This is a genomic window from Arachidicoccus ginsenosidivorans (assembly GCF_007971385.1).
GTDB classification, from domain to species: domain Bacteria; phylum Bacteroidota; class Bacteroidia; order Chitinophagales; family Chitinophagaceae; genus Arachidicoccus; species Arachidicoccus ginsenosidivorans.
This window is the reverse complement of record NZ_CP042434.1, coordinates 3,128,966-3,146,574: the sequence shown is the minus strand read 5'-3', so window position 1 is coordinate 3,146,574 and position 17,609 is coordinate 3,128,966. Positions and strand designations below refer to the sequence as shown.

17 protein-coding genes and 1 pseudogene are annotated in these 17,609 nt (G+C 40.6%); 5 read left to right on the top strand and 13 right to left on the bottom strand.

Going from position 1 to position 17,609, the window contains the following annotated elements; all coding sequences use genetic code 11:
- The first annotated feature begins 39 nt into the window (after positions 1–39).
- The 3 genes from FSB73_RS12565 (at position 40) to FSB73_RS12555 (ending at position 1,351) form a co-directional block, all read left to right on the top strand.
- Positions 40–513: a transposase family protein gene (locus FSB73_RS12565; protein WP_146782665.1), complete on the top strand. Its 474-nt coding sequence runs from the start codon at positions 40–42 to the stop codon at positions 511–513.
- 38 nt (positions 514–551) lie between these two features.
- Complete coding sequence (locus FSB73_RS12560) at positions 552–746, top strand: hypothetical protein (protein WP_146782662.1); 195 nt, start codon at positions 552–554, stop codon at positions 744–746.
- Between the two features lie 71 nt (positions 747–817).
- Positions 818–1,351: a hypothetical protein gene (locus tag FSB73_RS12555; protein WP_146782659.1), complete on the top strand. Its 534-nt coding sequence runs from the start codon at positions 818–820 to the stop codon at positions 1,349–1,351.
- Positions 1,352–1,811: 460 nt separating this feature from the next.
- Here the strand turns inward: FSB73_RS12555 and FSB73_RS12550 are convergent, their stop codons facing one another.
- The 5 genes and pseudogenes from FSB73_RS12550 to FSB73_RS12525 all read right to left on the bottom strand — a co-directional run bounded on the left by FSB73_RS12550 (position 1,812) and on the right by FSB73_RS12525 (position 5,489).
- Positions 1,812–2,594 carry a GLPGLI family protein gene (locus tag FSB73_RS12550; RefSeq protein ID WP_146782655.1) on the bottom strand — a complete coding sequence of 261 codons (783 nt, stop codon included), beginning with the start codon at positions 2,592–2,594 and terminating at the stop codon, positions 1,812–1,814.
- 19 nt (positions 2,595–2,613) lie between these two features.
- Positions 2,614–3,084 carry an outer membrane beta-barrel protein gene (locus tag FSB73_RS12545; protein WP_146782652.1) on the bottom strand — a complete coding sequence of 157 codons (471 nt, stop codon included), beginning with the start codon at positions 3,082–3,084 and terminating at the stop codon, positions 2,614–2,616.
- A gap of 11 nt (positions 3,085–3,095) precedes the next feature.
- Positions 3,096–3,787 (bottom strand): annotated as a pseudogene (locus tag FSB73_RS24910) (outer membrane beta-barrel protein).
- A gap of 32 nt (positions 3,788–3,819) precedes the next feature.
- Positions 3,820–4,785: a hypothetical protein gene (locus tag FSB73_RS12530; protein WP_146782643.1), complete on the bottom strand. Its 966-nt coding sequence runs from the start codon at positions 4,783–4,785 to the stop codon at positions 3,820–3,822.
- 74 nt (positions 4,786–4,859) lie between these two features.
- Positions 4,860–5,489, bottom strand: a complete 630-nt coding sequence (locus FSB73_RS12525) for a carboxypeptidase-like regulatory domain-containing protein (RefSeq protein ID WP_146782640.1) — start codon at positions 5,487–5,489, stop codon at positions 4,860–4,862.
- A 578-nt stretch (positions 5,490–6,067) separates the two neighbouring features.
- Between FSB73_RS12525 and FSB73_RS27610 the strand changes: the two genes are divergently transcribed.
- Positions 6,068–6,190 (top strand): 2-oxo acid dehydrogenase subunit E2, encoded by a 123-nt coding sequence (locus tag FSB73_RS27610; protein WP_146782637.1) that lies wholly within the window; start codon positions 6,068–6,070, stop codon positions 6,188–6,190.
- 344 nt (positions 6,191–6,534) lie between these two features.
- A complete protein-coding gene (locus FSB73_RS12515; RefSeq protein ID WP_146782633.1) occupies positions 6,535–7,284 on the top strand; it encodes a DUF6624 domain-containing protein in 750 nt (249 codons plus the stop codon).
- A 60-nt stretch (positions 7,285–7,344) separates the two neighbouring features.
- Here the strand turns inward: FSB73_RS12515 and FSB73_RS12510 are convergent, their stop codons facing one another.
- The 8 genes from FSB73_RS12510 to FSB73_RS12475 all read right to left on the bottom strand — a co-directional run bounded on the left by FSB73_RS12510 (position 7,345) and on the right by FSB73_RS12475 (position 17,587).
- On the bottom strand, positions 7,345–8,922 hold the full coding sequence (locus FSB73_RS12510) for a TSUP family transporter (RefSeq protein WP_146782629.1): 1,578 nt from the start codon (positions 8,920–8,922) through the stop codon (positions 7,345–7,347).
- A 9-nt stretch (positions 8,923–8,931) separates the two neighbouring features.
- Complete coding sequence (locus FSB73_RS12505) at positions 8,932–10,593, bottom strand: NADPH-dependent assimilatory sulfite reductase hemoprotein subunit (RefSeq protein WP_146782626.1); 1,662 nt, start codon at positions 10,591–10,593, stop codon at positions 8,932–8,934.
- Positions 10,594–10,690: 97 nt separating this feature from the next.
- Entirely contained in the window at positions 10,691–12,439 is a 1,749-nt protein-coding gene (locus FSB73_RS12500) for a diflavin oxidoreductase (protein ID WP_146782623.1), read from the bottom strand.
- Between the two features lie 37 nt (positions 12,440–12,476).
- Positions 12,477–13,355, bottom strand: coding sequence for a uroporphyrinogen-III C-methyltransferase (gene cobA / locus FSB73_RS12495; RefSeq protein WP_146782620.1), 879 nt, complete (start codon positions 13,353–13,355; stop codon positions 12,477–12,479).
- A 104-nt stretch (positions 13,356–13,459) separates the two neighbouring features.
- Positions 13,460–14,701, bottom strand: a complete 1,242-nt coding sequence (locus FSB73_RS12490; RefSeq protein ID WP_146782617.1) for a sulfate adenylyltransferase subunit 1 — start codon at positions 14,699–14,701, stop codon at positions 13,460–13,462.
- Positions 14,702–14,758: 57 nt separating this feature from the next.
- Positions 14,759–15,667, bottom strand: coding sequence for a sulfate adenylyltransferase subunit CysD (gene cysD / locus FSB73_RS12485; protein WP_146782614.1), 909 nt, complete (start codon positions 15,665–15,667; stop codon positions 14,759–14,761).
- 42 nt (positions 15,668–15,709) lie between these two features.
- The gene (locus FSB73_RS12480; RefSeq protein WP_146782611.1) at positions 15,710–16,414 is read right to left on the bottom strand and encodes a phosphoadenylyl-sulfate reductase; all 705 of its coding nucleotides are present in this window, start codon (positions 16,412–16,414) and stop codon (positions 15,710–15,712) included.
- A 249-nt stretch (positions 16,415–16,663) separates the two neighbouring features.
- A complete protein-coding gene (locus tag FSB73_RS12475) occupies positions 16,664–17,587 on the bottom strand; it encodes a dienelactone hydrolase family protein (protein ID WP_146782608.1) in 924 nt (307 codons plus the stop codon).
- Between the last annotated feature and the right edge of the window lie 22 nt (positions 17,588–17,609).

The window sequence follows — 17,609 nt, the reverse complement described above, 5'->3', positions numbered from 1 at the left end:
TTTTGCATAGGAGAATTTCAAGATTTAAGCACCGCTGATTTGATTTATCAGCTAAATAAAGTGAGCCATCATTTCTTTCCTGAGTTGTCGGACTGGCTTGGCGAGGTGAAGGACCACCGGATTGATAACTGTTGTAAATATAGCATGTCTAACCTATTGACCCAGGTCATTCACATGTTTCAGGTTCAGGGTTCAACCCGTAATAACATGAACCAACTAAGGAAAGATGGGAGCTATTTTAAGGATAATTTTGAAGCATTACACGGCGACATGCAATTAGCGCACTTTGACACGGTGAACAATGTAATTAAAACAGTAGATGCTGGAGACCTGATATTGGTATTAGGCAAGATGATTAACGCTTTAATCCGATCCAAAGTGATTAATCCGGCAGAAGGTTATTATCATATTGTAATGGATGCTACTGGAGTTGCGAGTTATCACACCCCACCATTGGATGGAGCGCTTTCCAAGAAAAAAATAATACAACTACTTATTATGCCAGTGTACTAGAAGCTAAAATCATAACGGATAATGGCCTTTGCCTGTCTGTGGCCAGTGAATTACTTAGTAATGAAGGAAAAGGGTTTTATGACAAGCAGGACTGTGAACTGGCTGCCTTCTCCAGGCTCGCAGACCAGTTACACAAACTGTTTCCCCGGCTGCCTATCTGTTTGCATTTAGATGGGCTCTATGCCAATGCAACGGTTATGAAAAATGCGAGCAATATGGCTGGAAATATATAATTACTCGTAAAGACGGTAACCTTCCAAAACTGGACGAGCAGATTAAGGACACCCTAGAAAAAGTTAGTTTTGTGTACCCGGAAGTGCTGAATCCAGGGCAAAAGGAAGCAAACCTAGGAGATGTTCAATATCTATGGGCTGCTAACCTCCAACACCAAAACCACCAGTTAAACTATATGGAGGGGAGATTCCCAAAGCATAACAGTCAAGCAGTGACCAAGTTCGCCTATATTACCAACCTAAACATTAATTTAGATAGCCCACAGCTTCAATCAATTGTCAGACGTTTTATGTCTTCTGGCCGCAGCAGATGGCTAATAGAAAACAAAGGATTCAATGATCAGAAGAATAACGGGTTCAATATGGAGCACAAATTTGTTCGCAAAAGCATCATGAACCTGTATAAATACTATATACTGCTGCAAATAGCCCATATAATTCATCAATTAACTATAAAGTCAAAGGCGGTGGTTAAGCTTGTCAAACAGTCAAAGGTTACCATAAAAATGCTGTGGGACCGGCTTAAATCTGTTTTATTGGAACGGGTCTTATGCAAAGAAACGATCATGCAAAACAGGCAACGGTGCCAAATCCGCCTGGAATAGATAAAGAGGCGGGAGGATAAGCCCATAAACCTTACGAAACCAATTTCTTAACTCCAACTAAAACCAAACCTAAACCTACTAACTACGCTACTAAATTGACTCAGCTTGCTGGGCTGGCGGAGCTATGCCTAGTCTTGGAAATTAGCACAGTAACGGAAATTTTACTTAAATTGACTCTGAATTGCTGATAATAGACACATGGCGCTCAAAAACGATCTTATAAACGTAGAATTGAAAAAAAAAGAGATCTGCCACTGGTGTTGGAATTGATGCAAGGCTACAAAGAACAAAAGTACCCGTGGCCAGGTAACAAAACCTTGAATTTTCTTCCTCAAGTTCCTGATTTTAGGGGACAGATTAAATTTTTGAAAATCTGTGATGATCATAAATCAGGAGGATCAATGCACGATTACTATCAAACAAATTAGAATCATAGAATTCGCCTCCAATATGATGAAAATTAAAGAAGAGATTGTTGAATCTGCCAATTCATCAAGTTACTACTAATTTCCTTAACATATTCATCAAGCCTTATTATTTTTTTTCCCTCATTTCTGGCGTGTGGTGCATTATTAATAGATTTAGATTGAACACTGCTAGCAAACCACGTCGTATGTAAACTTGGTACTGCTAAACCTAATATCATACCTGGAAGTCCATTGGCAATTTCGGGGCCAGAGGGTACTGGAATTTGTGGTGTAAAAAAAGCTACCACATAAAGCGAATCCATCATTAGTCCATTAGCTCGTCTGCAAGAAAATCCGGCTATATCACGAACCTCGTTAGTAATTTTCCAAACTATCTTTGGCAACGTGTCAGAAATAAAAAAATGTTGTCCTGATACAGGAAGATTTATGTCTAATTTTTTCTTCTTAAAATCAGTTAAAATTATATTATCACAACCTTCGACCTCACCAATGCGAAGATCTTCGTCCGCAGTTCTATTAGTTAATCTGGAATAGATACTCCGGTCTTTATTAAAATTTAATGAATATTCAATTGTTCTAAATGAAGAAGGATAACTTGCTTTATAATCTGTAATCAATTTGTTGGTTATATAATCATTTTTATCGTAGAATCGTTTCTTAATAAGAGCATCCAAATTAATCCGTTTTTTAAAAATAATAGTGCCTTCTCCAATAAATTGGGCATACTGCGCCTTCCCTATATTAATAGCAAATAATATGGATAAAAAAATTAAAAGCAATGCACGCTTTTGAAACACAATTTGAATTTCGTTCATCTTCTCAATAATTTATAATTTACTTACCGCCAACTTTATTAAAGTTCCAGATTGCAGATATCATGAGAAATCTTCTAATAGTCGTGTACGTGTTTTGTGTTAACCCAATATCATCCACCTTTCTTTTAAATCCATTATTTTGATTCAAAATATCTTTACACTCCAATTTAATGGATAAACTTTCATCTTTAAGGAAGGACTTTTTAATTGAAGCGTTCCAAATAACTTGATTAAAAACTGGAAGCACCTCTGTCTTTTCTTCCCATTGATAATTAAAATCTGAATGTAAATTTATTTTCCAAGGCAATTCTACGTCTCCTCCAAACTCCCCATTAAAATTGAAAGAATTATTGTTATAAATAGGTTGTAAAGAAGATCGGTTAAAAGCGTAGCCTATTGTGGGTCTAATATAGAAACTAAAATGATCTGTATTTTTAGCAAAATTAGGTGTTATCATAATTTCATTATCTGTAATCCTATTAATATTCATATTAATAACATTTAATAAAGATAGACCTCTAAGGGAAGCATCAAATCCGTATGTAATACCCTTTTTTGAATCAATTTTACCCAATTTGAATTAATAGAATAATTATTTGATGATTTATGTAGAAGATTAAGGTATGAGATTTTATTTTTTCCTGTAGATCCTTCTATTGACATATTTGTAACAATAGGATTATTTAAAATTCCAAAATCAGCAAAAAGATACCATCTACGCTGTATCACTTTGTTATAATCCATAAATGTAAAAGAAAAGCTATGGTTAAACGCTGGCTTTAATTCCGGATTACCCACATAAATATTTAATAAATCAATATTATTTTGAATAGGTTGCAATTGAAAGATAGTGGGTAAGATTGTTTTCCCATTGTATTCGCCAGTCATCCGAATACTATTCTTTATTGGAAGCTTGCGATTGGCAATAAATTTTTAAACTTTCTACTTGTTATATCTCCAATTAACAGATTGCGTTGTTTTAAAGTTATATATCCGAGCTTTGACCCAATATTTGCATTCCATTGTCCCTTATTAAAATTAAAAGTTACTCCGGGAGTATTAGATGTTTGACTAAATAAATAATGATTTGTGTTAAGGGAATCAATATTCAAATATTGTTTTTCAGAGTTCTTATTGTATGACAATATATCTGAGTTACTTTTTGAAAAAATTGAACTGTATTCAACGGACACATTAAAAAACTTACTTAACGGTTCCGTATACGTTAGAGTCCCCCATAGATTTGATTATAAAATTTAGACTTTTTAAGCTGGTCAACAATTTGGTTCGCTTTATTTTCGTCATCTTGATTATAAAAATTAATTTCGGAATACAAGTACGTCATAATATCTTTATTATTATATCCTTGACTTAGGTCAAGGATAAATGAACGACGCTTTTTCCTGAATTTTTGTAAATAACGTAAATCTGAATTAAAGTTTTTATTCTTACCATTGTCTCGAACGGTACGTTCACTGGAATTAATTAAAATGTCAGATGAATTCTTTATTTGACCTTCAAAGCTATCATCACTGTTATTATTACTTATTGTTCCATTAGCTGCGAAGGTAATAGAAGCTAAACTGTCTAATTGCAATTTAAAAAACGCATCTATTTTCTGTCTTGATGTATAATTATCAAATTTTTCAGTCGAATTATTGAACTGACTACTATCAATACCTATGTTCTGTTGTTGTATAGTTCTATTTTCTCCTTTTGTGTCTATTCGACCTACTTTATAATTTGCGTTCAAAGATTCTTTGTCATCATTCCATTTATTATCATAGTGAGCCCCTCCAGTTAAAACACTCGGAATTCCTGCACCATTATATTGTCCATTATAATTATCTAGTGACCCACCATCGTCATGAACAGTGATGAGCCCATCAACGATAGAAATATTATCTGCAGTTGTACCTAATTTCGATTGCTCGCTGAAACCGAGACCAGTAGTGCCCGTATTTGAATATGTGCCATAGATACTAATTTTTTCCTTTCCGTTGAATCGATTAAAAAAAGCCTGGTTATTATAATAAGTGTTAGCAACTCCACCTTCAATTTTCCCAAAATATCCATGCCTTTTATTTTCCTTAAGTTTCAAATTTATAGTAGTAGTTCTTTTACCATCGTCAATTCCAGTAAACATCGCTTGATCGCTACTTCTATGATATAATTGGACTTTATTTACCATATCAGCTCTTAGATTATGAGTTGCCAACGTTGGATCATCCCCAAAAAACTCTTCACCATCTACTAATACCTTTTTTACAGTCTCCCCATAGCAGTTATCTTGCCGTTTGCATCAACTTGAATACCGGGTAAAATCTTAAGGAGATCTTCTACATTAGCATTGGCAGAAATTCTATATTTACTTGTATTAAATTCTGTTGTATCTCCTTTGATGTTAATCGCTGGTGCATCGGCTTTTACTATGACATCTTGGAGCAAATGAGATTTTGAAATCATAAATATATTTCTGAATGAAACAGCATCGTTGTCCTGATCAATAGAAATATAGTCTGAGAAATCAGCATATTCTGGGTATAAAACAAGTAATATATATTTCCCTTTTGAAATATGGTCAATCAAGAAGTTACCATTTGAGTCTGAATAACTATACCCTTTTAAAATAGAATCCTTCCTATTTAGAAGCATTATTGTGGCATTTTCTAAAGGCATTTTATTGACAGTATCTGCAATATTACCTTTAATTTTCGAATTGCGTAATTGACAGTGAACAACATTTATAGATGAAACAAATGTTATACAGAATATTAAAAGGAAACTCAAATTCGTACCTACCAAAAACAATATTTTTTTTAAAAAAACTTTTTCGTGTTCTTCATTACCTTGCGACATAATATGCTTAAAGGTTAATATATATATTAATTCCATTTACATGTTTTGGGGTTATTTTTACAATTTTGGGGTTTGAATATACCCCCATCAACTGTATAAGCCCGACAATCACTGCAAATAAGTGTGAATCCACAATCTTTGCATCCCTCCACTTGACCTTTGTCTATATCCCAAGCGATGTTATGCCTGTAATATAATATATTATTTTAATACCGGGAATAGAAAAAATTGTTGCCAACCAAACCGCAGCATTCCTTACAAAGAAACAACATTAGATTTAGTGAGAAAAATATCCCTCCATCCTCTAGAAGCCGATCCAATTCTGAAAAGAAATCCTACTCTGAATTATTATCCAATGAGCTTTTTTCATTTGGTCTAATTTGCGATAAATTTACTGCGTTTTGTACATTTAGCAAATTATAGCCTTATATTTTGCTAAATGTGGCATTTTTTTATAGTTTTAGCTAATTATACAGTTATAATCAGCTTAATGTCGAATAAAATAGCAGATTTAGCCAAATATGACGCTTTATCCTATTATTAATTCTTCTAATATGAGTGGCATTCTGGCCATAGTTGTATCTCCCAGGAGCCGATTATGAAAGAAGCCGATTATGAAAGACAGACAGATCGTAGCAAGTAATATCATGAAAGTAACACTCAGCTGCGACCACCGTGTTGTAGTCGTTGCTTCAGGGTCGACGTTGCTTCAGGCTCTGCTTTCTTACAGCCCCTGAAAGAGTTGCTGGAAAACCTTTAAGAATGCTGCTGTAATCTGCAGTATTCATTCTATAAGATATAAGTGCGCTTAACTTGAGCTATCTATATATTTTTGTATCTTTATTTATTTGCATATAACCTTAAAAAAATGTTGAACAGAATAAAAGAGCAATAACCACCTTAGCCAATATGCCGTAAAATGGGAAGATTAATTTTATTTATAATGGCCGTTTCTCTAATTTTTAGTTGCAACAATACTAAAAACGCAACAGGCAATATTAACCCTTTTCACAATAAAAGGGAATCGTATTTTATCAGGGGAGAGCTGTATTGGAACATTGAAAACAAATCCCCTTGGCAATTGGATACTGCCGCTTACTACTTTGAGAAATTTTTAGGAGACCTAACAATAAAATACAAGCATCCATTGACCCAAAATGAAGAATGCGCTTTTTGTTGGCTTCCACAAATTTATTATCGCCGAGGGGAGTTTGAGAAATTAGATGCCTTTACGAAAATTGTTATGCGCTTTTATTCAAATAACTTTCGCATTGTTAATTCAATTTGGTGGAATTTTGCCCAAAGCAATTCTCTATACCCTCACAATCCTGAATTTGACAAAAAGTATACAACCTATTTCAAAAACCTTACAGGCTTTGGAGAGGGAGGCAAATATGGCGTACAGAAAAAATTATTAGAAGAAGTGTTCGATAACGATCAAAAGTTTAGGCGGCTCCTATTGAATAAAAACAATGAATTTTTAGATAGTATTCCAAAGGCAATAGACGACAGCATAGGAAGGGTTGATTCCATGAACATTGCAATTGTTGCTGGAATTATTGACAAGTACGGCTGGCTTGGACCAAAGGATGTTGGCGTTAAAGCTGTCATGGGGGAATTCTATACTATTCAGCATGCTGATCGTGCCACATTTTTTAAATATTACCCCATTATTAAGAAGGCATACAGGCAGCAACAATTAACACAAAATGAATATGAGCTATTTATAGACAGAAGGCAGGTTTATTTGCATAAACCGCAAATTTATGGGACACAAAGGAGTTATGATAGCACCCGAGGGGAATGGTTTACAGATCCAGTTAAGAAGTAATTTTATAGGGCGATTTGATTTTGCGAACCTTTCCATTAAAAAATTAAACTTTAAAAGGCACTAATATACTGAGTTACTATGGCATAAATACCCCCAGAGCACTCTGAGTGAACATAATATTACCAGGATTCCCACACAGATATACATGGTTTTAATGGGGAGCTTACCTGAAAGTCTGGCCGCAAAGGGTGCTGCTAATACACCGCCAAAAATAAGTCCTGCAATCACTTGGAAGTGCATCTGTCCGAACACTATAATAAAAGTGGCGGTACTGCCGATGGAAGTAAAAAACTTGGTAAAGGTAGAGGAGCCAATGGTATAGAGTGGATCCCTACCGCCGGATATCAGTGTACTGGTAACCAAGGGTCCCCAGCCACCACCAAAGGCATCTAAAAAGCCACCGACAAAAGCTACGGGGCGCACATTGACAATCTTGCGGTGCCGTTGCAATTTAAGGTTCTTAAAGGCCTTTTTGACAATCTTAAAGCCCAGGTAGAACGTATAGATGGCAATAAGCGGCCTTAGGATATGGCCGAACTCTTTGCCCATGGTACCTATAAAAAGTGCCCCTAAAATAGCGCCAATTGCACCAGGGATAACCAAGGCCACCCATAATTTTTTATTGACGTGTTTGTATTTATAATGACTGATCCCTGCAGTTCCTACGGAGAACATTTCTGCCATATGCACGCTACTGCTGATGCCGGCAATTGGGATCGGCAAATTGGAAGAAAGTAAAAAAGTAGTAGAGAGCACTCCATAGCCCATACCCATGGCTCCGTCTACCAGCTGAGCACAAAATCCTGCAGCAAACATCCAGAAAAACTGTTTATCCAGGCTTCCGGCCAGGTAATCAAAACTTTTGTTTACCCAGTGCACCGGTAGTACATAGCCAAACAGCCAATACCCCAATAGCATGACGGCTAAAAAGGCAATAGCGTAGAGTCCCAGCTTTTTCCAAAAGCTCGCTCTGAGCAGTCTTGGCTTTTCACTTTCTTTTTTCTGTAATGGATTGACCAGGCCTTGCGTCACTTGATTGAGCGCCTGAACCTTATGTTGAAAATCCCCTGTGAGGGTTTTTCTGAACTTTTGCAAGTTATCCAGTGAAGTTTCCAGTTCACCTGGCAAACCGTCCTGCAAAACCGTTTTGAGTCTTTTGGCCAGTGTAGGGGACTTGCCATTGGTGGAAATGGCAATTTTAATGCTGCCTTTTTTGACAATGGACCCTAAATAAAAATCACAGAGTGTCGGTTTATCGGCCACATTGATGAGTTTGCTTTTAGCCTTAGCATCTAAGCTGATTTGTTCATCAAGGGTGATATCCGCTGTAGCGACGATTGCGATATCGCAACTGTCCAAATCAGCAGGCTCATAAGGCTTAATCAGGATTTCCACATTAGGATATTTATCCGCATAGGCCTTAAAGGCAGTGCTGACCTCCAGCGCTACCACCTGAATCCTGGTTGCCGGTGCATTGGAAAGCACAGCCGTCAGCTTTTCCAGCCCGACATTACCTGCACCGACGAGCAGTAACCTGAGCTGTTCCAGTTTTAGAAAAACAGGGAATAGCGGGTTGGGCAGAGACTGCATAGGCGTCTGCCTGTCCGGACTAACCACAGGTGTTTGTTGCGCTAACATATAGCTAAATTAGGCTAATATTTTTCTGAATGCAAAATCCCCGAAACTTTCTTTTTCTTCTCTTTCCGCTACAAACCGTCCCAGCAGTTCATCCAATGTGGCCAGTATCTGGGATTCATCCAGGCTTTCCTTATAGAGTTTATTACAACGGAAACCTAAAGCATCAGCGCCGATATGCATATTATAATGTCCCAGAGAAGTCCCGATAAAGGCAATTTCCGCAATATAAGGGCGGGCACAACCATTGGGGCAGCCGGTCATCCTAATGGAGATCGCTTCGTTTTCCAGATGGTGCTTTTGCAGTATAGGCTCTATCTTATCCAGCAGACTGGGCAAATATCTTTGTGATTCAGCGAGCGCCAGGGCACAGGTATTGAGCGCCACACAGGCAATGGCATTTTTTCGGATAACCGAAGCGCTGTCCGTAAACTGAGTAACCCCGTATTTTTGTAAAATCGCCTCGATCTCGGCTTTATCCGCCTGATCAACATCGCTAACAACGATATTTTGGTTACACGTGAAACGAAAATCGGCTTTTCCTGTCTCTGCGATCTCATAAAAGGCCGTTTTATAGAGTCTGCCATTTTCAGTGTCATCCAGTATCCGGCCATTTTCTATAAAGGCAGTATAGAACCATTTATTATGGTGGTTCTTCGCCCAACCATAGGTGTCGATACGCTGGGTAAACACATAAGGTTTCAGCGGCTGGAACTGAACGCCGCTTCTTTTTTCCACTTCGGCCTTATAGGCGTCAACGCCCATGCGGTCAATGGTATATTTAAGCCGCGCCAGTTTACGGTCTTCTCTATTGCCGTAATCCCTTTGTACGGTAGCGATCTCATAAACCACTTTATCCAGGTCTTTCTTGTCGATGTAGCCAAACAGAGAAGCTACTCTAGGATAGGTGGCTGGATTTCCATGGGTGGCACCCATACCGCCACCGGCACCTACATTGTAGCCGACTAATTCTCCATTTTCGACTATAGCGATTAAGGCGCAGTCATTGGCAAAGACATCCACATCGTTTTCGGGTGGGATGGCAATGGCGATTTTGAATTTACGGGGTAGATAACGATCTTCATATAATGGATCTTCTTCTACTTTCTCCGCCACTTTTTCACTACCCACAAACACTTCATAGTAAGCCCTTGTCTTGGGCTTCATAAAATTACTCAGATGCACGGCTGTCTGATAGACTTCCTCATGGATGGGTGATACGTCCGGATGAGCAGAGGCCAGTACATTACGGTTTACATCGCCGCAGGCGGCGATAGAATCCAGGCCTACCCTATTGAACTGCTGATGGGTGGGACGGGCATGATGTTTTAAGATACCATGCAGCTGTACAGTTTGACGGGTGGTTATCTTAATGGTGCCAGTAGAATAGGTGCCGGCTACATGGTGCAAACCTTTCCACTGTTCAGCGGTCAATTTACCACCTGGCAGTCTGAGTCTTACCATAAAAGCCCATAAACGGTCCAGTCTTTTAGCGGCGCGCTCCTCTCTTCTGTCTCTATCATCTTGCAGATACATCCCATGAAATTTCACCAGGGCTCTGTCATCCTCTCTGATAGCCAGTGTATGTTCATCGGCCAGGCTTTCCAGTAAGGTTCCTCTAAGTCCCCGGCTGGCCTTTTTTATTTTCTCAACGTGTGATTCTTTGTTGCTCATTGAAGTATTTCTAATATGCGCTTGTTAAAGAAAACGCCGGCGCCCCTATTATTGGATATGCCATTGTTTTCTTTTACTTACTGTGTGTGCTTTTTAATTAATAGACATCTTTTAAAAACCGGCCTTCTTCTTTCAGGTTCTCCAGGTATTTACTGGCTTCGACAAAAGAAAGCTCTTTTTGTGTAGCGATAATCTCTGTCAGTGCTCTTTCGACATCAAAACTCATGGGTTCTTTTGCACCGCAGATATAGATATAAGCACCGTTTTCCAGCCATTCAAAAAGTTCTGCGCCTCTTTCGCGCATCTTATCCTGAACATAGACTTTCTTTTCCTGATCTCTGGAGAAGGCGCCATTGAACTCCGTTAACACGCCTGTATCCAAAAATGATTGAATTTCAGTTTGATAGAGAAAATCGCTGGCGATATGCTGGTCGCCAAAAAACAGCCAGTTTCTTCCTTCTGCTCCAGCGGCGTCCCTTTCAAATAAGAAAGACCTGAAAGGAGCCACCCCGGTTCCTGGCCCGATCATAATGACATCTTTGTCTTCTGGAGGCAATTTAAAGCCTTTATTCGGGTGAATGTAGAATTGCAATTTGGTCTCTTCTGCAACATCCAGCAGGTAGCCGGAGCAGAGCCCGGTTTCCTGTTTATCACCCACATAGAACTGATCTTTGGCTACGGTAATATGAATTTCGTCCCCGTGGGCCTCTGGAGAAGAGGAAATGCTATAAAGTCTAGGCGCTATAGGCTCCAGAATCTGCAATACCTGGATAAAATCTTCCTGATTATTTTTGAGCGGGTATATCTTTAAAAGGTCCACCAGACTCATACGGGTATCAGGAATCTCCTGGCCGGCAATATCTGCATATTTACGCACCACTCTTTCCGGCAGATATAATAATTGCGCCTTGATAGAGAGGAGTTCTTCTACTGTATGTGTCTGATCCCTCCAGGCAATGGTCTGCTGTGGGTCTACCTCTGTAAGGGACAAGACCTCTTGAACCACTTGGGTGGGATTGGGTGGTACAATACCCAGGGCATCTCCCGGTGCATATACCAGATCTTCTGCTTCAATTTCTATATGATGGGTTCTTTTGGCAGAATCCCGGTCATTTAAATTGAAGTTAGTGATCACGGTCCCTTCGTAGATTTTTTTATGACTGCCGGCAGCCGGCGCCTTGACTGTTGCTTTTGCAGTAGCCGCTGCGCTGTCACCTGACTGACCGCCAGAGAGCAGGCTCAAGGCTGTTTCCAACCAGCTGTCTGCATAGCTGGAATAGTCTGTATCACATTTTTGCAGTGGCACTTTACGTGTACCACCTCTGAGTTCAAGTTGTTTGTCCACATCCACACCTGCCTGGCAAAATAGTGGATAAGAGCTATCGCCGAGTGCCAGTACACCAAACTGAAGTTTATCCAGTTTCAGGTTTTCATCATGAACGGCATTATAAAATTTAATGGCGGTAATGGGCGGTTCTCCATCCCCCTGGGTACTGATAATCAGTAAAAGGTATTTTTCTTTCGCCAGATCGGTCAGTTTATACTGTTCAACAGAAGCCAACTTGGTTTTGATGCCTTTTTTCTTGGTAGCGGCAGCAAATTTTGTGGCGACGGATTTTGCATTACCGGTCTCTGAAGCGTAAAGCAGGGTAAGCTTATCGATCTGAACGGATGCAGCTATCTGCGCCGGGGCAGCTCCACCAGCTCCCGATGCGCCTGCCCTGGCAGAGGGCAATGTGCTCTGGTCCAAAAGACCGGCTAAAAAGCCGTTCATCCAGACGAGTTCATCATGGGTGGCTTCTTTAATAAGCTGACTGAAAATATCTTTTTTGGCTTCTACTAACATGACTGAAACTTTATAAATAATATAGGGTAATTAAAATTTAGGCGCTACGCTTTTTATGATTAATGACCTCTACTGCGCGGCTGGTGGAGGATCTGAAATAGGGCTGTATCTGTTCATCCGGTATCTGACTCAGCCAACAATACGCTTGATGAAGCTCGGGCACCCTGCCAATCACTAACAGTGAAGGAGAGATAAAATGCTGCTCCTTCGGCGGGGAGATAAGCTCTTTAAACTGGTAGGTATTGACCTTTTGATAAGGCGTTGTGGCCTGCTGAATAATAGAAATATATTTAGATCCATCGATGCCGTTTGTTTTGAGTAGACTTGCCAGCTCAAACCAGTTTTCGCCTGTCATATAAAAAACCAGGGTATCGTCCGTACTAGCTAGCTGCTGCCAGTAATCTGGCGCCACCGGATAACGCTCCGAATATGTCTGAAACCGTACACCTCTACTGTAGCCTCTGGCTGTTAGCGGCATCCCTGCGTAAGCGGAGGCGCCGGAGGCGGCCGTGATGCCTGGTACGATCTGATAGGCAATACCTGCCTGCTTTAAGCTTTCCAGTTCATCCAGTACGTTGGAAAAGATAGCGACATCGCCCCCTTTGAGTCGGACAACTTTTCTGCCCTGCTTAGCATATTTGACGATAAGCCTGTCTATTTCATTTTGGGCAACGGAACCACTCTGGGTTCTGCCTTCCTTACCTACAAAGACGATTTTAGCCCCTATTCTTACATGGGTATCTAAAATCTCCTGGCTGACCAACCGGTCTGTCAATACAACGTCTGCCTCGCTGAGCAGGCGGGCGGCTTTCAGTGTCAGGAGCTCAGGATCGCCCGGACCTGCACCAATGATGCTGACCCGGATCTCTTGTTCTTGCGACTTTGCAGTAGCTGCTCCTGTAACCCTAAATTTCATGTTTGAATCGTATGCTATTTATTAATTGGAAATGCCGTTTGAACCCTTTTTGTTGTTACCCTCTGGCTTTACACTGGAACCACTTTATACTTATATCTTTTGATTTACTGTAATAAAGCTGCGCCAACTGTGACAAAACTGGTTTGGTCTACCAGGATCGCACCACCGGAAGCTCTGATGTCATTATAAGCATCGTAGGCCAGCGGGGAGGCGGTTTTTAATTTCACTTCCACTACTTCATTCAGATCTGCCTGGCTGACATCATAGATTTTTTCCAGTTCATTGACGTCCAGTTTGTATTTAATCTCTTTGACCATCGCAGCAACTACTTTGCTGCCATGTTGCAGGAAGTATTTTTGCCCGACACTTAGCGGTTTTTCATCCATCCAGCAAACTACGGCATCAATATCCTGGCCTACTTTCAGGCTGCTGTCTTTTTTAACGATGCTGTCACCTCTACTGATATCTATATCCTGATCCAGATGTAGGACAACGCTTTGTGGCGCGAAGGCTTCTGGGACTTCTTTGCCACCCAGTTCAATTTTATCGATGGTGGCTTCTACGCCAGAAGGATATACGACGATCTGGTCTCCCTTTTTGTAGATACCGCTCTCAATCTTACCGGCATAACCGCGGTAATCATGTAGATCATCTGTCTGGGGGCGGATGACGTACTGCACTGGGAAACGGGCATTGGTCAGGTTCACTGAGCTTTTGACTTCTACATTTTCCAGATAATCTAGCAAGGTCGGTCCCTGGTACCAATCCATTTTGGTGGAAGGATCCACGATATTATCTCCTGCCAGTGCACTGATGGGCACATAGGACACATTGCTTAAATTTAAAGTAGCGGCGACTTTTTGATAGTCAGCTACGATATCATTATAAGCTTTCTCACCGTAGTTCAATAGATCCATTTTATTGATGGCTACTACTACGTGAGGAATATTGAGTAAAGAAGCGATTAAGGAATGTCTTCTTGTTTGCTCTACTACGCCGTTGCGGGCATCCACCAGAATAATAATCAGATCCGCATTGGAGGCACCTGTGACCATGTTTCTGGTGTACTGGATATGTCCCGGTGTATCTGCTATGATGAACTTCCTTTTTGGCGTGGAAAAGTATTTATAGGCAACATCAATGGTGATGCCCTGTTCTCTTTCTGCACGCAGGCCATCCGTTAACAAGGCCAGGTCAACTGAGCCGTCCTTACGGTTCTTGCTGCTGCGCTCAATGGCGTCCAGTTGATCGATCAGAATATTTTTGCTATCATATAACAAGCGTCCGATAAGGGTACTCTTACCATCATCCACACTGCCTGCTGTTAAAAATCTAAGTAAATCCATTTTGTTGCTTTTTTGTAAGTTTTACGTGCGCTGCACATTTTAGTTTCCAGTCCAGATTTAGAAGTAACCGTTCTTTTTACGGTCTTCCATGGCCGCTTCTGAGAAGCGGTCATCGATTCTGGTTTCTCCTCTTTCACTGGTCCTGGTAGCAGTGATTTCACTGATGATATCATCGATGCTATAGGCCTCAGAAGCGACTGCGGCTGTACAGGTCATATCCCCTACGGTGCGGTAACGCACTCTTCTTGTGGAGATCTTGTCGTTCTCGTCAATCTGTATAAATGGAGATACGGCGATCAGTGCATTTTGGTATTCCAGCACCTCTCTTTCATGGGAGAAGTATACGGAGGGTAACTGAATATTTTCCCGTTTGATATAGTTCCAGATATCCAGTTCTGTCCAGTTGCTGATCGGGAATACTCTTACGTTTTCTCCTTTATGGATCTTGCCATTATAAGTATGCCATAGTTCAGGGCGTTGGAGTTTTGGATTCCACTGGCCAAAATCATCTCTGACAGAAAATATTCTTTCTTTGGCCCGGGCCTTTTCTTCATCTCTGCGCGCACCACCGATGCAGGCATCAAATCCAAATTCTTCAATGCTGTCCAGTAAGGTGAAGGTCTGCAGCTGATTTCTGGAGGCAAATTTGCCTTTTTGTTCCGTCAGATGCTTGGCCTTAATGGTATCCTCTACTTTGCGAACGATTAACTGTTCGCCAATCTGTTCTGCCAGCTGATCTCTGAAGGCCAGGGCTTCCGGAAAATTATGTCCGGTATCGATATGTACTAATGGGAAAGGGAATTTACCCGGTCTGAAAGCTTTTAAGGCTAAATGTACCAGGGTGATGGAATCCTTTCCGCCACTAAATAATAAGGCAGGTTTTTCGAACTGTCCCGCTACTTCACGAAAAATATGGATGGACTCTGACTCTAGTTGATCCAAATAATCCAGTTGATAGTTACTCATAATATACTTGAAAAATAAATGTCGAATTGTTGTTTGCTTGACTTAAGAATGGACGTGCAGTCCGCATTCCTTTTTACTGTTGTCTTCCCACCACCAGCGGCCGGCCCTGAAATCTTCTCCCGGTCTGATGGCCCTGGTACAGGGCTGACAGCCGATGCTGACAAAGCCTTTGTCATGCAGGCTGTTGTAGGGAATATTATTTTGTTCAATGTAGGCCCTGGTCTTTTCTGTACTCCAGTTAAGGATCGGATGAAACTTTAAAAGTTCATGGGTGCCGTCCCATTCGAGTTGGTCCATTGACCTTCTGGAAGCAGAGTGTTCGGCTCTAAGTCCGGTGATCCAGACCTTTTTGCCTTTTAGTGCCCTGCCCAGGGGTTCTACTTTGCGTAGATAGCAGCACTGTTTGCGCAGTTCAGGAGATATATAAAATGCATTGGGGCCTTCTTTTTCAACGAAGGCTTCTAGTTCACTGTGAGCCGGATAATAGGGTTTGATATGTGTATGATATCTTTCATTGGTACTGCTCCATACAGAATAAGTCTCCTTGAAGAGTCTGCCGGTATCTAGTGTAAAGATTTCAATATCCAGTCCTTCTGATAAGATCATATGTGTGATGGCCTGATCCTCAAAACTAAAGCTGCTGGAGAACACGACCTCATCCGGGTAGGTCTCTGCCAATAAGCGCAGTGCCTCTATCTCACTTAGTCCACCAATTTTATAGGCTAATGCATCCCAACTGTTCGCCATTTTAATACTGCACTTAAATAATTAAATAAATATTCAAAATATCTGGTGATTCCACGCACCGGGGTAGCTTACATTGCCAAAAGTCTACCATATTTGTGGACAAAAATAGTTATAAAACAAACAGGGGCAAAAAAAAATATACAATTAGTCGATTACTTAGGGGCTGAAAATAAGTATAACACTCATTTTCAGCACATTACAATATTAAAAAATAAAACATAAATAACGTTCGTAAGTTGAAAATTGCGGCTATTTAGTGTATAAACCTAGAAAATCTATGGTTCTTTTCCAGGCTAAATCAGCTGCCGCACGGTTAAATCTGGGCGTAGTGTTATTATGAAACCCATGATTGACATCCGGATAGATATATACCTGGTATTTTTTGTGATTTTCCTTGAGTGCTGCCTCATAGGCAGGCCAACCTGCATTGACTCTTGTGTCGAGGCCTGCGTATTGAATTAATAGCGGTGCCTGTATCTGTTTAACCTCATCCTCAGGCGGTTGTCCTCCATAAAATGGAACAGCTGCAGCAAGTGTAGGGATTTTTACGGCCATCAGATTAGCAATGCCTCCACCGAAACAAAAGCCCACAACGCCTACTTTGCCATTGCAGCTTTTTTGATCCCGCAGGTAATAATAGGCAGTAATAAAGTCTTCCAGCATTGACGCTGTTGTACGCTGCGTTTGTAGGCTCCTGCCTTCATCATCATTGCCAGGATAGCCGCCCAGTGGTGTCAGTGCATCTGGTGCAAGGCTGATAAAGCCTTCCAGCGCCAGTTTTCTGGCTACTTCCTCAATATATGGGTTTAATCCTCTGTTTTCATGAACGACAACCACTCCACCTAATTTACCTTTAGCACTTTTGGGTTGGCATAACAGGGCTTTGATCCGGCCGCCCCCATTTGGGGAGTCATAATAAACATATTCTGACATAATTCTAGGATCATCCGGGCCAACTTCCACTGAATTTTTATAATCCGGCATCAGAAAACTCATTAATGCCGGGACTGTCAGTCCTCCAACTGCATACAGCGATAATTTTTGAACAAAGTCTTTTCTGGTGATGCGGTTATGCGCATACTGATCATACAAATCAAAGACTTCTTGTTTGATGGCGGGTGGTTGGACAGGTGCCTGCCCTGCAATTTGTTCCTCTTCTTTAGCGTCTTTCATGATTGGGCACTTTTTGATAAAT

What these genes read in the sequence shown, in the direction of transcription:
- FSB73_RS12490 (WP_146782617.1), bottom strand. Translation starts at nt 14,701, where the DNA reads ATGGATTTACTTAGATTTTTAACAGCAGGCAGTGTGGATGATGGTAAG.
- cobA (WP_146782620.1), bottom strand. Translation starts at nt 13,355, where the DNA reads ATGAAATTTAGGGTTACAGGAGCAGCTACTGCAAAGTCGCAAGAACAA.
- cysD (WP_146782614.1), bottom strand. Translation starts at nt 15,667, where the DNA reads ATGAGTAACTATCAACTGGATTATTTGGATCAACTAGAGTCAGAGTCC.
- FSB73_RS12545 (WP_146782652.1), bottom strand. Translation starts at nt 3,084, where the DNA reads ATGAATATTAATAGGATTACAGATAATGAAATTATGATAACACCTAAT.
- FSB73_RS12475 (WP_146782608.1), bottom strand. Translation starts at nt 17,587, where the DNA reads ATGAAAGACGCTAAAGAAGAGGAACAAATTGCAGGGCAGGCACCTGTC.
- FSB73_RS12500 (WP_146782623.1), bottom strand. Translation starts at nt 12,439, where the DNA reads ATGTTAGTAGAAGCCAAAAAAGATATTTTCAGTCAGCTTATTAAAGAA.
- FSB73_RS12530 (WP_146782643.1), bottom strand. Translation starts at nt 4,785, where the DNA reads ATGGTAAATAAAGTCCAATTATATCATAGAAGTAGCGATCAAGCGATG.
- FSB73_RS12525 (WP_146782640.1), bottom strand. Translation starts at nt 5,489, where the DNA reads ATGGAATTAATATATATATTAACCTTTAAGCATATTATGTCGCAAGGT.
- FSB73_RS12480 (WP_146782611.1), bottom strand. Translation starts at nt 16,414, where the DNA reads ATGGCGAACAGTTGGGATGCATTAGCCTATAAAATTGGTGGACTAAGT.
- FSB73_RS27610 (WP_146782637.1), top strand. Translation starts at nt 6,068, where the DNA reads ATGAAAGACAGACAGATCGTAGCAAGTAATATCATGAAAGTAACACTC.
- FSB73_RS12510 (WP_146782629.1), bottom strand. Translation starts at nt 8,922, where the DNA reads ATGTTAGCGCAACAAACACCTGTGGTTAGTCCGGACAGGCAGACGCCT.
- FSB73_RS12505 (WP_146782626.1), bottom strand. Translation starts at nt 10,593, where the DNA reads ATGAGCAACAAAGAATCACACGTTGAGAAAATAAAAAAGGCCAGCCGG.
- FSB73_RS12550 (WP_146782655.1), bottom strand. Translation starts at nt 2,594, where the DNA reads ATGAACGAAATTCAAATTGTGTTTCAAAAGCGTGCATTGCTTTTAATT.